This window comes from Acinetobacter sp. GRABPA_MV_2 (assembly GCF_056725885.1).
The window spans coordinates 40,780-58,352 of record NZ_JBWZNA010000021.1; the positions used below are offsets into that span (position 1 = coordinate 40,780).

The following is a 17,573-nucleotide window of genomic DNA, read 5'->3' on the forward strand; positions in this document are numbered from 1 at the left end:
ACGATTTAATCTAGTTATATTTATAAAGCGTTGGGGTTATTCGGTGCATAGATATACACGGCAATAATTGAAAACAGTCCAGATGAAAACTTTCTTGGGCAAGGCTCTGCTGTAAACATATAGAAAATATAAAGTCACAATCATAAATATAGCTTTCAAAATAATACTCTTCTGTCTTTTGAGCATCATTGGTTGAGTCGAGAAACTGTATATGCTCAGGCAACACATGAAAGTTGAGCTTTTTTAAATGACAGCTCATTCCTTCGCCAGTACATTTGATATAAGCCTCTTTTAAAGTCCATATTTGAAAAAACCGTTGATATACACTGGATGGATCAATGAGTTCATTCTGTTTAATCCACTCAATTTCACTCGATGCTAGCACACTATCGACACGTCTCCATTCGAACTCACGATCCACTTGTTCAACATCAATCCCTATTTCCCCTGCTTCAGTCACCGCAAGAACAATAATGTTTGCTGAGTGACTAAGATTAAAATACACAGCCTTACTACCTTCTACAAAAGGCTTGCCGTTGGGATGTAATTGAATATTAACTTCATGGGGTGAGATGCCTAGCTTATCCGCTAAGACAGTCTTCACTAATACGCGAGAGATCAAGAAAAGGCGAGCCGCCTTAGGATGATATTGATCATATCTCAGCTTCTCTGCCAAACTGAGAAAGCCGAGATAATGGCTCAATACCAAATGGTCTTGTGGTACCCGTGAAACTGGGCAGACATAAACCCGTACTTGGTCACGATTAGACATTAGGAAGCGATAGTGCTGTTGTATTTCATCAGAACAGGTGCGAGATAGTCAGAAACTGCCTCTACATGTGTGAGGTGTGGATTATGGCCTGCACCAGCTATCATATGTACAGGGATATCAGGATTTATTGTAGTAACCATCGGGTCTTTATCTCCCACAATGATTTCAACTTTAGATCCAAGCTCATTGAGCAAAGCTGTTTGAGTTACGCGCTGTTCTGGCAAACTAATCCGATGCATATACTCACTAATATGCTTGGCTACCGACACTCGACGTAATGAATCCATCGCATAACCAACCGCCGGATTCTGTTGCCCATCTGGATGCAAGTCTTTAGCAATCACATCTTTCGGCACAAAACGGAAAATTAGTTTAGATATTGCTTGTATCTGAAACATTTTAGCAGCCTGCGCCTGAACAAAATAAGGCGATATAAGGATGAGGCGTGCAACTTTTTCGGGATATTCCTTTGCAAGATTTAATGCAAAGAGACAACCTAACGAATGTGCAATAACAACACTATTTGGCGCTAAAAGTTTTGCAGCAGTGTCGATAAATTCATGATTGTTATCCTCCATCATCTCATAACTACCTGAACGGCCAAGTCCCGGCAGATCCATCATAGCAACCTGATCATAGGTAATTTTATTGATGATTGGAGACCAGCATGTGCTATCAAATGGAATGCCGTGTAAAAACAGTGCGGAAGATTTTTCTGAACCAACTGGCTGTTTAGTATAGATTTCTGTCCAATATCGGTTCTGATAGCTAAAAGAATTAGGTGTTGGTACTTGCATACGACCAAAGCGTGTAAGTACTAGACGATCAATCCAGCGAGAAAAATAAGGAGTGATATTGATCAGGTCCGCGATGCCCATCTTCACTGCCATCGCCTCTGCCCCCGCAACATGATAGTGCTCGGTAGAAATGAATGAGAGTTGCTCTTTAGAACCGTCAAGCAATACCTCAGGCAATTTCTCCAATAGAACCTTGGGTACTTGCAAATGTGGTGAGCTGACTCCCAAGTGTTCAGCAGCGAGATGAACCAGACGATGAAATTTCGGCGTCGCAGGATCAAGCAGCATATACTCCTGAGCAATGGTCTCAGGATAAGACATCGTTCGGATCAAAAAGCTCACGATATACTGCATATTGCATAGGGGCAGGAATGTGTCACGCCCACCTGGCAATGCCAGCAGACGTCCCTGATAGAGCTTATCAATCATGTCAGCAATACCGATATATTGCATATCGCCATAGTTATAAAAACCATCAATGACCGTCGCTGGATTTATTGCAGTCCATGGCACATTTAAACGCTTACAGGCCTCAATGAAAGCTTGATAACCTAAAATTTTTGAAGCTTCATAACCACCATGTTTGCAATACAACTCATCAGCCGACTCTTGCGGCGGCGTAGCGACACGATACCCCCCAATCCAGATAAATCGTTCAAGCTGCTTCAAGGTCGCAGCCCATTTAATCAAAGTAAGCCCTGACTTAATATTGGTACGCTCAGCTTCAGCTTTGCTAATACCCCAATTAAAGGATACAGCAAGATGATAAATCACATGGATCTTTGTCTGAGCATCCGCTAACAGAGAATCCAGCTTAAAATCGCGGCTTAAATCATATTCAACAAACGAAATAGATGGATCGGCTAGCCCTTGGGTTGCAATAAAATCTAATAGCTTATCTTTCTTGGTTGCGGCATTACGCAGTGCAGCAATCACCTGATGACCTTCATGCAGAAGTTCAACGATCAATCTGCTGCCAATAAAACCTGCTGCACCTGTTACTAATATGGTCTTCCGTGAAAAATTATCTTTTTTTGCGTTATTTAAATTATCCATAAATCACCTTATTAGGTGCTGGGCACTCCAGCATTGTTTAGAAGCGAGTTATCTTAAAAGTTATATCGAACCTGGGCATACACCAGACTGTTATCTCTAAATTGTCCTAGCACCGTATCATTTTTGCCCCAGAAGCGATCTCCACCTGCATTTAACTGCCAGTGATCATTGAGGTTGTAGTTAATACGTACTCTCAACAATTCATTAGGCTCTGGTGCAAAATAGAATCCTGTAAACTCTAACTTTAAATTGTCATTTAGTAGGTTAAGCGCATAACGCAGCATAGCTCCATACTGATCTTGCTCATATTGATCGCTGATTGTTTGCTGATAACGGTAGACTTCTCTCAATGCTGGATTTGTTAGGCTATCGGCAGATTTAAAGTCCTCTGTATGCTTGTACACGCCTACTAAACTCAGCGTAGAATTTTTTAATGACCATTCCGGTCCCATAACTACAGTTAAATTATTTTTCTTATGGGTAAGATCTTCTCTGCCATTTGAGTCAGTCTTTGTATATGCAGCTTCACCGCGCCACACGAGATCGTTATGGTTATAACTGAAATCAAATCCATAGACGGACATAGGATTATTTTTCAGCTGCAATGTTGCCTCCCCAGTTGGAGATACAGAAAGAATTGACAGATCAGGCATGTGATCCAAGCCTGAGAAATACGATGCCCCAACATCTAGACCATCTACGGAATAATCCCAGCGCATTGCAAATGCAGGACGGCTCTTACGGTCTATGTCATACTGAACACCAGCAATCTGACGCAATGGAATCACATCTGAACGATTACGCGGATACCACAATGCAGTCCATTTATTGGTTCCTGATTCAGGAATATATGTCAATTTGAGTGCATCATTTCCAAGACGTTGATCTGTCTCATCTGGTACTAGACGCGTATAGTCACGAGGCGAGAGGTTATCTGTGGGGTTAATCCCATCAGCTCTCCCCCAGACTACAATCTGGCGACCAACATCGACATAGACTGTCTGATCCCAGTTATAAGAAGCATACAACTCATGTAAGTTGCGATTTACCTTACTCACCTGATCTGGGTTCACAGTATGGTCCGTTTCGTCTCCAACCACTATGTCGTAATGGATCTTAAACTCTGGATTAAACTTGAGCGTACCATTGGACCAGAAACTTGCTTGTCCAATGTTTTTTAACGAACTTAAATCACGATCTGATGACCACACATCGAGTCTGGCTGAGTTCTGGCTCACAAAACTAATTTCGCTGTCATCTGCATGAGCATGCTGCAGTAGCATAAAGCTACTGCAGCATGCAAATACCCAATAGGCACCTTGCGTCATTTTTCAAGACTCTGCGGTGAGAAAAGCTTATCGGATAAGGTTTTTTCTGCGACAAAATCATTGACGATAACTTGTGTCATATGTTGAGTTTGCAGATTCTTCGCCATCGATTTCATAGCCTGCCATCTTGGTTTCACTTTGCCGTAAGGACGGATATCGGTGAATTCAATATGTTTTAATGGTTTGCCTGCCGTATCCCAAATGTCGATGGTTGCTGTAACAAAGTTGTCTTTGAGTATGCACATACGACGTTTGCTATAACCAAAATCACTCTTCACCGTATTATTGATTGGCGTTGCTTCAATCATGTAACAATCTTTGCCATTAAATTTGCCATCTGCCAGTTTGGTGTACTTCCAGTCACTGAGCTTATAGCCAAGTACATCCCCATAGCTAAAGTCCGTACCAATAAAAGCATCGCCCTTATTCGCCGATGCAAGACGACGTACTTTTTTCAATGCAGGCAAATAGACAAACATGCTATCGCTGCCTTTTGCATTTTCAATTAACAGCGTTGTGGTTCCTTGGACATCTGCTGGCGAGATGAACTCGGTCAAACGCATATTGTTCTGAGTATTTCCGGCAAGCTTAGTCATATTTTTGGTCAAACGTACGCGCTGCTCACCATTTTTAGAGGTCAAAATAAATTTGGCACTAGCCGTTGAAGATAAAAACTTAGAGGCGTCATCACTACGATTAACAATATCTTGAACTTCATCTGCATGAGATGTTTTAGGTAATGAAAAAGTGAGCGCCGTACCTAACAAAAGGCTTGTCACAACTGTTTGTGCAACAGGAATGCTCTTCTTCTTTGAAGAAAAGATAAAACGAGGTTTTAATATTAGAATCATTGTAGGCACCATAATTAAGGTTGCAAATACACTGAAAAGCATTGCAATGACAATAAACATCGCGAGCCATTGATGGACGTGGAAGCCTTGTGATAAGGACAGTACGCCGTAACCACCAGCAACCGCAGTCGCGACAAAAAGAGAAGCCTTACCAGCAGTACTTAAAGTCTTACGAATAGCATCTTTGATATCGCCCCCTTCTTCGCGCAAGATTTCACGCAAGCGATAGAGGAAGTAGATGGCATAGTCCGCACCAATACCCACAGCCATGGCCGAGATGAGTGAGTTCGGAATATTGAGTGGAATGTCGAGCCAACCCATCACACCAAAGATGGCAAGAATTGAGAATAGAAGTGGTGTAAGAACAATCAGTCCCGCTGAAATCGAACGGAAGACCAGTGCTGAAATAAAGAATACGGCAAATGAAATTTGTAGAATGTTCATTAGCTTGCCGTGAACCATCGTTTCAGTTAAAGCAATGGTTTGCGTCACATCACCACCAAAACTTACTACAGCCTTATCACCCAATTGACCCGCCATATACGTTTTTAGCGACTCAAGGATTTCTTTAATACGATGATTACTGCCGGTTTTCAGAAGAATCGTAATCTTGGCATAGCGCTGAGTGGTATCAATGTAGGATTCAAAATCAGTCGGTTCACCAGACATTGAATACAACAGCAGATACTGAGCAACGACATCTTTGGTTGCAGGAACCTGAAATGCCTGTGGCTGATCAGCATTCATTGCCTGATTCATCCTTTTGATATAGTCCACGATAGAGATTGTTTTACCGACCTCGGGAATTGAGTTTGCGAACTTTTCAGTATTATCAATCGCTTTTAAGATTTCAGGATTTTCAATACCATCACGAACCTTGGTATCGACCATGATGTAGAGACTGTTTGTGCCACCAAGAGACTGATTTAAAAATCTGTCGTCTTGCTGCATCGGTAGGTCTCGTGAGAAGAAGTTGCGGCTATCGTTATCAACCACAATACGGCTTGTGCCAATAGCAAGAAAGACGCCCATTGCCGCAATCGCAGTCATTAACATCATTCGCGGACGAATTGACAAAATGGCATCGCCAATACGATTCGGAATCCAATCCCAGATCGGTAAGCCTTTGCGTTTGACCTTCACAGCCGAAGGCGGTGGCAACATTGAGCGCAGTGCCGGGATAAAAGTCATCTCAATCACCAAAGTACTGATGATCCCGATACCAGTAAAAATACCGAATGAACGAATAGTTGGAATGTTGAAGGTCAACAGAGAGAAAAAGCCAGCCGCTGCAATACCACCTGCCAATACCATAACTGGACCCACACGAACCAAAGACTGCACCACAGCTTCGCTATTGGCAGCTTTAGGCTCCATTCCTTGAGCAATCAGACGATCAAAATCTTCATAGTAGCGCTTGAGCAACTGCACGGCGTGCCCTGCTGCAATGGCCAAAATCAGAATTGGTGTAGGCGAGTTAAAAATATCCATCGGCTGTTTGAACAGGCCCATCATGCCCATACCCCATGCCACAGCCAACAAAGCTGTAACGAGTGGCAGAATCAAACCTTGCTTGCTGCGGAACGCTTCAAAGTGCAATAAACCAATCACTAATACAGCAATCGGGAACAAGATATTGATACGCTTAGAGTAGTCTTCAGCTTTATCCAGATATACAGGATTGCCACCAACACTAATGGTCATATCTTTAGATTGTTCGCTCTCTACGATTTTATTAATCGGGCCCATCATTTTCTGGAAGCCCTCTGGACTTTCCTCAAGCTCAAGTAAAATCGCAGCAGTTCGTTGATCTTTAGATACCACTGAATTCATATAGGTTGGATTCAGTGCCAATAGTTTTTTCAGTTGAGCAATATCATCTTGAGTGACTGAACTGGTCGGCAATAGTTTCTTGGCATCGAACCCTTCTGCATTCGCCTCGATACCCTTTGCCTGCCGTGCAGCCAGACTCATCATAGTTGAGCGAACTACACCAGGCGCATTATCCACTTCTTCAGTAATGCGTTTGACCTTTTCCAGCACTTGCGGCTGATAAATATCACCCTGCTTCGGTGTAATACCGATCACGACCATATATTTGGAGCCGAATTTTTTTTCAATCAGCTTGGTCGAGGTGATGTAAGGATGTCCTTTAGGTGCAAGTGCATCTGGGTCAATAATAATTTTTACGCCAGATGCCAGATACGCTAGAGCAATCGTCAAGAGCATCACCACAGTCAAGACAATACGACGATGGTTAAGAATCCAACGCGCGTATTTCTCCATCATTTGTTGAGTCTTACGAGGTGGTTTATTGGTCTCGATAGTTGGTTTATTTTCATTGCCAACCGACTCATAAGCTTCACCCTTCTGAGCCAATGCTTGAAGATTATCAACATCTTTTTTGAACTGAGCGAGCACCATCTTTTTTAGCAGCGCTGGTGGCAATACACCAAAAAAGCTACCTGGTTCTGCCTCAAACACCCATTCAATCCATGTACCTTCCGGATGTGGTTTGAAACGGTAAGTACCGGTGTAGTGAAAGGGTCCTTCCACTACTTTAAACGCATACAATTCGTTCGGTACTAGATGTGTAATTTCACCTTTAAAGGACATTTCACGACCAATAAAGCTAAAACCTATTTCGTACTTACTACCCACACGCGGAGTACTGTCTAGAAGCTCAGAATGCTTACACGACAATTGCCAACCTGCATCATTCGCCGGGTTTGCAAGGTAGTTAAAAACCTTGTCAATCTGGGCTGGTATGAGGAAAGCATGTTCTATGGTCACCATATTGGTTCTACCTTCTTATATTTCTTATGCAGGAATTGGGTACATCTGATCAATGGTCTGAGCTACAGCCACGACATTCTCAGCGTACATAATTGATGAATGGTCACCAGGCAAATCCACCTGTGTAAACGTTCCTTTGACCAGTTGATCCCAACCTAAGCTTTCCCCAAAATCTTCCGGCTCATCTTTGGCCTTAACCAAGAGGATCGGAAAATCTTCAGGTTCTGGGAAATAGGTCTGGAGTGCGATGCCATTCGCCAAATAGGTATCAAAGTAAAGTCGGAAGTCTGATGGATCTGCATCTAGAGGCAGAACATTGATGGCCTTGGCTTCTTTAAGTACATGATCAAACATTTGATCTGGACTCAATTCACGCAAGTATTGCGCTGGGATCGTTAATTTTTTGCCATAAGGTGCAGCCAAATCACGAGCGAACCAAGACAAAAGCATCGCATCGTCGGCATCTTCAGGCACATTTTCTGGAATTGGAGCACGAGTATCGATCATGACAATACCTGTGACCTGTTGTCCCATTTGACGCAACTGACGACTAATCTCGTAGGCAATCGCTCCACCAAAACACCAACCACCGAGGAGATAAGGGCCTTGAGGCTGCATCTTTTGCATTTCAGCAATATAGAGCGTCGCCATTTCTTCAATCGCCACTTCCGCAGCATCTGCTTCAATCAGACCAGGAGACTGAATAGCACGTAAGGTACGGTTCGGATTCAGATGACGCGAAAGCTCCATATAACAGAAAGTACTGCCACCAATTGGATGGAACAGCCACAACGGTTGTTCATAGGTTCCACGGCGCAGTTCAATTACGATGGATGGCTTAATTCCTTTATTTTCACGAATGATCTCACCCAAACGCTCTACGGTCGAATACTGTGCCAACAAAGCAACTGACAGTTCGGTACCGAAAGCCTTTTTAAGATGGTTGACAAGCTTCACAGCTAATAGTGAATGCCCACCTAGTTCGAAGAAATCATCATGTATACCAACTCGCTTGACTGACAAGATCTGTTCAAATGTAGTACACAATTCGATTTCGATCGGATCACGCGGTGCAACATAATCATTGTTCTGCTCAAAGATCGGTTCAGGAAATGCCTTACGATCCAACTTATTGTTGGCCGTCATTGGAAACTCATCCAATTGGATAAACGCACTTGGCACCATATAAGCTGGAAGATGGATTTGCATGGTCTTTTTCAAACCAGCAATATCAAGCTCTTGTCCAGTTACATACGCCACTAGTTTCTGGTCATTGCCAGCTGTGGTCTTAACCAGCACTACTGCATCTGTGATACCGTCGATCTGTTTGAGGACATTCTCGATTTCGCCTAGTTCGATACGGAACCCACGAATCTTGACCTGAAAGTCCAGACGTCCGTGATGAGTCAAACGTCCATCAGTACGCAAACAGACTTTATCTCCTGTTCGATAGAGTCGCCCGGCATTTGGTAGAGATGACAATGTTCTAAATTGTGCATCTGTCAGCTCAGGTCGTTGCCAGTAATCAACTGCCAGACCATCACCACCAATCCAAAGCTCGCCCATAACACCTGGCGGAACTAAACGCTGCTGCTCATCAAGAACATAAAGCTGAGTGTTCGCTAAGGGTTCACCTAAATCAATATACTTTGCATCAGTGATACGAGCCGCACTAGACCACACTGTAGTTTCAGTCGGTCCATACACATTCCATAGACAGCCGACTTTACCCAATAGTTTTTCTGCAAGAATAGTATCTAGCGCTTCGCCTCCACATAGTGCAGTCAATCCTGCATTGCCGCTCCACTCGCTATCTAAGAGCATTTTCCAAGAAGCTGGTGTTGCCTGCAAAACATTGATAGATTTAGTATTTAGATAATCCACCAATTGATTGCCGTCTTGTGATACCTCACGTGGGCAAACATGTACTACACCGCCGTACATCAGCGGAATGAGCAACTCAAGAATTGAAATATCAAAAGCATAAGTAGTGATTGCTAATAGCTGAGTCTCAGCAGTCACTTGCAATCTATCATTCATAGATAGCAAGAAATTGATGATTGAAGGATGCCCAATACGGACACCTTTAGGCTTACCTGTCGAGCCTGATGTGTACATCACATAAGCAATGTCGCCAAAGGCAAGCTTCTCGCGCACTTGCTCAAGGGATACAACACCAGCTTGATTGATATCTAAGCTTGGCACAGACACGTTAAGAGCATCCATTAACTCGGTTTGAGTCAAGATGACTTTAGGCTCGGCATCTTCAATGATGTTCTGTAGACGTTCAGTTGGGAAATTAGGATCCAGTGGCACATAAGCTGCACCTGCCGCCCAGACCCCAAGGATTGCTGCTGGTAATAACGTCGTGCGGTCTAACATCAGACCTACACGATCACCACGTGCAATACCGTGTACACGCAAATATTCAGCAATACCAGCAATATGTTGACCTAACTCACGATAGCTAATTGTATGATCTTTTGAGGTTAAAGCATGATTTTCACCACGCTCATCAATCTGCTTTAGAATCATTGCGAATAGATCATGCTGAGCATAATCTGTAGCCTGTCCACGGAGAGCCTCGAACTGGATACCATCCTTATAATCAGGTGCGATATCTAACTCAACGATCTTACGTTCAGGATGAGCCACCATCTCTGATAGTACAGCTTGCAACAGTTGCACCATATTTTCGGCAGACTGTGCAGAAAATAGCTCAGTGTTATATTTCAACACACCAACCAGTTCGCCTTGATATTCACCGCCCATTTCCAACGTAAGATCTAATTGACCTTCTTGCTGGCGAACTGGAAAACTTCCTAAGGTCAGGTCTTGGCCGACCAAAGTCGCTGAGGTATGGATTGGCAAGAGTAGATCTTTAAACTCATCCATGCCACCTAGACGTTCCCAAAACATTCCTATCTGGGCCAATGGATTAATACTGCCATCACGCTTTGGTGAAACAGCTTCAACTACTCTGGAAAAGGCAATTTTTTGATGCTTGAGGCTCTGTCTTAATTGTTCCTGCACCTGCTGTGTAAATTGACGTAAAGTCTGGTCAGCATCGATATCCATGGGAATAGCAATCGTATTGACAAACTGCCCCAATGCATTACGCAAAGAACGTTCAAGTCGACCAGCTACAGGTGTAGCAATGACTAGATTATTTTCATTAGAGAGTTTATGCAGCAGAACATAAAAGCCAGATAGCACAAGTCCGAACAATGTGATCTCATAATCTTTCGCTAAGTTCACAAGTCCAGACGACACTGATTCAGGCACACGGAACACCAGTGAGCTACCTTTGTGTTGCTGCACAGCTGGTCGAGGGTAATCAAGCGGAATGCTATGCACGTGTGGTGCATGTTGTAACACTTTTTTCCAGAAAAGTAGACTCTCATCAGCATTACCAATAGCAATACTCTGCTGCTTATCGGCATACTGTGCGAACTCGATTCCATTCACTGTATCCGACTCTGTAACTAGTCCAAAACGTTTGCCGACATCGCGCAGCAAGAGACCAATCGACCAGAAATCCATGAGGGCATGATGAATCACAACTGCAATCACATAGTGATTTTGGCCGCGCTCATAACAATGAATACGCCACAACGGTGGCTGAGTCAGGTCAAACGGCTGCTTAGTGTCCTGTTCAACCAATTGCGTCAAATCAGAAGCTTCTATATGACGAGCATCAGAAAAGATAATATTCGGATAAACTCGGTCCCAGATCAGTTGTTCAATCCCCTGATCATTGACAGGCATGCTTACTCGCAACAGCGGATAATCATGCATTACTGCTTCCAGAATCTCCATCGGCTTGTTGCCTAATGGTTGGTTGACCTTGACATCAAAGGCAACCACCATATTGTAAGCACTGCAAGCTGGCTCAAGACGCTGGATGTACCAAATGCCGAGCTGCTCTGCAGAAATCGCATGACGCGACAGAACCTCTGGTTCTAGTCGTGCAAGGTTGTTCATGAAGCAACTCCCTGCTGCAACTCAGAAACCAGATATTCAGCCAAAGCATTGATTGTTGGGTAATCCCATAACAGTGTTGGCTCAAGCTCCAGTTTTGTCAGATCCTCTAGATCCCCAGACACAGACAAAGCAACGATTGAATCAAGACCATAACTGGTAAATTTTTGGTCTGGATCAATCGTCTCAGGCTCTACGCGCATTTCTTTGGCCACTAGCGTACGAATAATTGCGCTCCAATAAGCTTTATCTTTATTCATGGGATAATCTCCTCTTTAACGGGTTTGGCATCACGTGGTGCCAGTGCAAAATCGATGACAGATAACATGTGATTGTTTGAAATTCGGTCTAGCAAATCTGCCAATGTGCTTTCACGTAATGACGTTATAGGAGGAGCTGTCTGCCCTTCAGCGGCATTTAAAAAAATGATCAGCCATGCACCATCCTGTAAAGCAGGTCTTAAGCCATGACGATTGAAGACCCAGAAACCCAGTACAGCAATGCGAGCAAATAACTCGGCATAGCTACGAGCAAGACTAAAGCGCAACGTTTCAAACTCTTTGCTCTGCTCAGAATTTGAGAAGTAATCCTGAATTTTTTGATCTAAAGAATGCTGTTCAACCAGAAGTTGGTTTGCCTGTTCACGTAGCGTAGTGAGGGTCTCAGCAGACAACCCTGCCGTGACATCAGCATCGTTGAGCATTTCGATGATTGTTTCTAGTGACTCCATCACCAAGTCACCATCGCGGTTGAAAATCTCAAGCTCACGAAAATCAATAGCGCCTGTCTCTACCTGCAAGTCATACAACTGGCGATAACGCGCTTTAGCTTCGACTTGGTTGAGATGTCCGGCTTTTTTGCTACGGCCTTTATTGGCAGATTTGAGCTGGAAACTCAGGCTGTCTAGACAGACGGTACTACTACCGTCAAACACACTAACAATTAGATGGTCTCTGAATGCTTTCTGGTACATTCCATCAGCATAGGCATTTCTTAAGAAAAAACGTGACCCAAGCACTGAGGAAGTGATCTTTGCAAGTGACTCGACATACTCAGGTACTAGCACCTTAACGATTGGTGACCATGTACTGAACTGATTGATACAAACGTGTAACCCACGCGCACCAACGAGTGATAACACTTCAGCCGCTAAAAGATAAGCATAGGCTGTAGCGAGTTGCTCACGTACCAACGGAATGCTTATTACTTTTTTGTTATATAACTCGCGTTCAATAGCAAACTCGGTCGCGATGCGTAGCATCGTATCGCCTGCTCCCAGAGAGAAACTACTGCAATATGCACGCGTTACCTGTAGAGTCTTGAGACCAAGCTCTAACCCTTGGCCTTCTTCACCGATTAGAGCATCTTTGTGAATTTCAGCATTGTTAAAGCCAATACCACTGATATCTAGCCCACGCATACCAACTGTTGGCAGACGGTTCAGGCTATAAGTTCCTTTAGAAGCCATGTGGCGCTTATCGAGCCAAAATGCGCTTAAACTACGTGGTCCTCGATCATTCGATGTTTTAGCAATCAGACTTAAAGAGTCACCTAAAGTGGCACGATTGATCGACCATTTTTCGCCATTTAAGACATATTTGCTCTCGGCAGATTGTGCAGTTACTTCACTAGATAGCAGATCGGCACCATGGGCTTTCTCGCTATAAGCCAGCGCTGGAGCAGCACCACTCAAAATTCGACTAGCGATATTTTGGCATTGGTTCGCATTACCACCGATCCATACGATCACAGACCAAGCATTCGTACTATAGGTCGAGTTGATGGTTAGATCACGTCGTGCTAACACACGATGCAGATATAGCAACTCCTCACCAATTTCCATACGACCTCCAAGTTCTGAAGGTACATAAAAACGGTTCATACCCACCGCATTCAGGAAATCAACAGCTCGCTGAGGGTACTGCTCTTTCTCATCACGCTCGATGGCAGCGGACCAAGAAAAATCATTATTGGTATCGTGTACGGAGCCTAAAATTTGCTCCAGACGAGCAGCAGATTGAAACTGCCGCAAATTGGACGTAAGTGACATGAATTTTCACTCAAATGATTAAAGGGTAAGGGTTAAAACAAAGCACTTTTCAGACGATTAAAAATCAGCGTGCGTACTTCACGTTCCTTGATCATTGAGTTGAGTAGATTGGAGCTATAACGAATCAGCTGCCCCCGCTGCTCACGATCACGGATGACTTCTAAGCCGTTTTTGACATAGTTTCGAGCAATCACCGTTCTACGGTTTGGATGGGTTAAACAGACCAGTTGACCGCGTTCGATCTGCTCTTTAATTTTTCTTCTTCTAATTTTGCCGCTAGTGGTCTTATTTATTCGGCCTTGATGCAATAAATAGACGCCATCTACAGGTAAGCCAATATCAGCTGCAACTTGTTCTTTAACCTGAGTTCTGATGGTTTCAAAATTAAGTGTCTTGTCTAAGGACTTCTTCTTAATCTCAAGTACAACTGTAACGCCATCAGAATCAGCAAAATTTACTGCTGCAACACAGCCTTTACGGACGGCAGGATGTGCCGTTTCAACAGAGCACTCGATGTCTTGCGGGTAATAGTTCTTACCACGGATAATAATCACATCCTTAAGACGGCCAGTTACATACAGGTCTCCATCTTTAATAAAGCCCATATCTCCCGTTCTTAAGTAATATTCTTTACTCGGCTGACCTGCCTCATCAAGGATAGTTGCTTCAAAGGTTTCTTGATTGACCTCTGGCTTCTGCCAGTAACCTGCTGTAACACTCTCTCCTGCTAGCCAAATTTCACCGACTTCATGAGCTGCTACTTCTTTATGGGTATGCGGATTGACAATGCGGCAATCAATGTGTGCCGAGATCTTGCCACAACTCACCACTTGCACCGCAGTTTGATCCTGACTTGTCTCTACCAAGTGAGCATTTAACTTGTCACGATCAAGCGAAATCGCATTGAGAGCACCTGTCACACCACTAACTAAGAGCGTCACTTCTGCCAAGCCATAGCATGGCAAGAAAGTATCTAGCTTCAATTTCGATTGAGTATTAAACTTCTCCATGAAACGCTGCATGACGTGAGCTTTGATTGGCTCGGCTCCGTTAAACAGAACACGCACACGGCTTAGATCAAGCGATGCGGCCTGCTCATCAGTGATGCGATGTAGACACAATTCATAGGCAAAGTTTGGTCCACCACTAATCGTGACGCCTTTTTCACTAATAAATTGTAGCCATTTAAGAGGTTTTCGAATGAAGTCCAGCGGCGACATGACATAACAAGTCAGTCCCACATATACGGTTTGCAAAACCGAGCCAATCAACCCCATATCGTGGTAAACAGGCAGCCATGTCAGGCCAACATCTTCTGGTTGTGTACCAAAAGCTTCAGCAATCATGACCTCATTGGCCATAATATTTTTATGAGTAACAATTACGCCTTTAGGCCAGCCTGTTGAGCCTGAGGTATATTGAAGGAAGCAGATATCTTTTTCAGTAATAAGCGGAAAATCTTTTTCCACCAAGTCACGCTGCAATTCGGCATCAACAGCATGTAATATCAAATTTTCATTTTGAGCTTTTAGTGTGATAAGACCTGCGAGCTCAAGAATCTTTTTTGTCGTGAGTACAATCTTAGGCTCACAGTCATTCATAATATTCAAAATATTAGAAAAACCATTACGGTTAAACGGTAAGCTGACTGGTACTGCAATAATTTTAGCTTTCAGACAGGCAAAGAACGATACGATAAAGTCCAACCCAGGTTCGAACAGCAATACGGCACGGTCACCACTGTCTACAATACTCATTAATATTTGGGCTTGATGTTGAACTCGCTCATTCAAATCTGCATATGTCAGAGATTGAATACCACCAGACTGGCGTCCCAAATACTCAAAAGCGATCTTATTTCCATTTAATTTTGCGTGGGATTCCAAAGTTGCAATGATATTATCCGTACACATTACAGCCATAACTTACTCCGATTAATTATAATTCACCCTTGAAATTCGCTAATTCAGAAATTACATTTCTAGCTAGGGCTTTTAATAAAATGAATATACTTTTTGTTTAAAATATAAATTCACATTATATTTTAATTGTGAATGTTATTTGTTACACCTGTAAGGATTTACAGGTAAGTGGTCACTTATCGAAAATTAAGAAGCTAAATCCTTTATATAAATAATTTTTTGAGCAACTATATATTTTTAATTTCTTATAATTATTTTAAATTAAAGCCTCATCCATTTCTAATTTAGATACTCATAAGCCAAGATTTCAAAGGATTTTACTCTTAAAAGTTTCTTTTTTATTGTTTTTAACTTTAGATTAAATGGTTTTATAAAAAAATTAAAATTATAAAATCAAACTATTATATTTATATAAGAACACATAGATAATGAATATTTAAAAACACAACATAGACATTAATAAATAAAAAGATTTATATTATATTTTAATAATAAAATTTAGCCCCCTTAAACTGAACATATAAATATTTATTTTCCTTAATTCTGATATTAAATTCCTATAATATCTATAAAAGCCCCAGCATTACCGCCCGAATAGCTGCTGAAATTTTATTATTTACATTTAGCTTTTGCATGGAGTTACTGAGATGGAAATTTACGGTTCTTTCAGTTACTCCAAGAATTTGAGCTATTTCAGCTGACGTTTTACCTTCAGCAGTCCAACGTAGTGCCTCTTTTTCCCTGTTCGTTAAATAAAGATTGAATTGAGCAAACTCTGCATCATTCACCATTTTAGCAATGCTAGAATGCACTGTTTGAGTCAACCAGTACATATTCGTATATTGTGCCTTTTGCTCTTTTTCTGATAATTGGTCGTTGGATCTTGCTAGTGTTAGCATTCCTCTGGTCCCAATAAAATCACGGCTTGACTGAGCCCAACCGACATTTAAACCATAAGAACGCGCTTCCTCCCAAAAATCTTTTTCGGCCTGTGTCTTTGCAGATTGACTCGACCAAATAAGAGGTTGAAGTGATACCATACAATGCTGCACTGTCGGATCTATCTTCACATATTGCCGTTCCACATAACGTTTCTGCCATGCTTCTGGATAATTATTCAACATAATCGTTTTTGGTTCAGCAATAGATAAGGGTGATTGCATACCATAAGCGCAATAGTCAAATCCGAGCTTTAATGCTGTAGATTTAACGATCTCAAACAACTGGTATTCATTTTTTACCACCAAAAATGCTGATAATAAATCCTCTTGCCAACTTTCCATTTGCTCTCATTAGACTCCATTCACAAACTATTTTTGTTCGGTTGAATATTGTGAATCCAAAGTAATCAAATTGAAGTGTAAGCCTAATCTTTTACCGTAATTTCAATAAAGATCATCAATAATCTAAAACACTCTTAGGTTACTAAATATATTTTCGGCACCTGCTCTTCTATTAGAGCCCTCAATTACAGATTTTGAATTCATTATCCAATTAACAACACTTTTAAGCCCGGAATGATTGCAAATTATTCAGATAAACTATATGTCTGAACGCTTTCAAGGTTGTTATATTTCATGCGCAGATTATGCTTTAAAAATTAAAATTTACAGGATGCATTTTATTCCAAAATATATATTTTTTTAATTTATAGAGAACTCGATCACTTAATCTTGAGAGCATGTTTTTATTAATTTAATTAAATAATATTGCTTTTCAATTATTCAATACCTCCAATTCCCCTGTTTTTTATATAGAAAAACTAAAAATAATTATAATATTTTAAAAACCAAACAATTACAGCAAAACTCCCCATACTTGTAATTATTATTTTAGTATTAAAATTATTGACTATCTAATAGATTCTATCGAGCTAGTCTCTTTAAAAAAAGAGTTTTTACCCAAAAACATCTCTGATAAGAATAGCTTAAAGGTGCACCATCAAATTATAGTTAACCTGTTAAATATAACAGTATTTTATTGGCAAAAATTTATGTTATTTATTCACTAAATCTTAATT

At 41.8% G+C, this 17,573-nt stretch carries 9 protein-coding genes; all 9 read right to left on the reverse strand.

What is annotated here, in order from left to right; all coding sequences use genetic code 11:
• Positions 1 to 10: 10 nt before the first annotated feature.
• Entirely contained in the window at positions 11 to 772 is a 762-nt protein-coding gene (locus ACXM0J_RS15905; RefSeq protein WP_199964135.1) for a 4'-phosphopantetheinyl transferase family protein, read from the reverse strand.
• The gene (locus ACXM0J_RS15910) at positions 772 to 2,625 is read right to left on the reverse strand and encodes an alpha/beta fold hydrolase (RefSeq protein ID WP_086266230.1); all 1,854 of its coding nucleotides are present in this window, start codon (positions 2,623 to 2,625) and stop codon (positions 772 to 774) included. The genes ACXM0J_RS15905 and ACXM0J_RS15910 overlap by 1 nt, the downstream gene beginning before the upstream one ends.
• Positions 2,626 to 2,678: 53 nt before the next feature.
• Positions 2,679 to 3,953, reverse strand: coding sequence for a porin (locus tag ACXM0J_RS15915; protein ID WP_086266231.1), 1,275 nt, complete (start codon positions 3,951 to 3,953; stop codon positions 2,679 to 2,681).
• Positions 3,950 to 7,600, reverse strand: a complete 3,651-nt coding sequence (locus ACXM0J_RS15920; protein ID WP_086266232.1) for an outer membrane lipoprotein-sorting protein — start codon at positions 7,598 to 7,600, stop codon at positions 3,950 to 3,952. The genes ACXM0J_RS15915 and ACXM0J_RS15920 overlap by 4 nt, the downstream gene beginning before the upstream one ends.
• Before the next feature lie 24 nt (positions 7,601 to 7,624).
• The gene (locus ACXM0J_RS15925; RefSeq protein ID WP_086266233.1) at positions 7,625 to 11,584 is read right to left on the reverse strand and encodes a non-ribosomal peptide synthetase; all 3,960 of its coding nucleotides are present in this window, start codon (positions 11,582 to 11,584) and stop codon (positions 7,625 to 7,627) included.
• A complete protein-coding gene (locus ACXM0J_RS15930; RefSeq protein ID WP_001030690.1) occupies positions 11,581 to 11,841 on the reverse strand; it encodes an acyl carrier protein in 261 nt (86 codons plus the stop codon). Before ACXM0J_RS15930 ends, ACXM0J_RS15925 begins: the two co-directional genes overlap by 4 nt.
• Positions 11,838 to 13,613: an acyl-CoA dehydrogenase family protein gene (locus tag ACXM0J_RS15935; RefSeq protein WP_086266266.1), complete on the reverse strand. Its 1,776-nt coding sequence runs from the start codon at positions 13,611 to 13,613 to the stop codon at positions 11,838 to 11,840. The genes ACXM0J_RS15930 and ACXM0J_RS15935 overlap by 4 nt, the downstream gene beginning before the upstream one ends.
• 50 nt (positions 13,614 to 13,663) lie before the next feature.
• Positions 13,664 to 15,553, reverse strand: coding sequence for a fatty acyl-AMP ligase (locus ACXM0J_RS15940; protein ID WP_086266234.1), 1,890 nt, complete (start codon positions 15,551 to 15,553; stop codon positions 13,664 to 13,666).
• A 566-nt stretch (positions 15,554 to 16,119) separates the two neighbouring features.
• Positions 16,120 to 16,836: a LuxR family transcriptional regulator AbaR gene (gene abaR, locus ACXM0J_RS15945; protein ID WP_086266235.1), complete on the reverse strand. Its 717-nt coding sequence runs from the start codon at positions 16,834 to 16,836 to the stop codon at positions 16,120 to 16,122.
• Between the last annotated feature and the right edge of the window lie 737 nt (positions 16,837 to 17,573).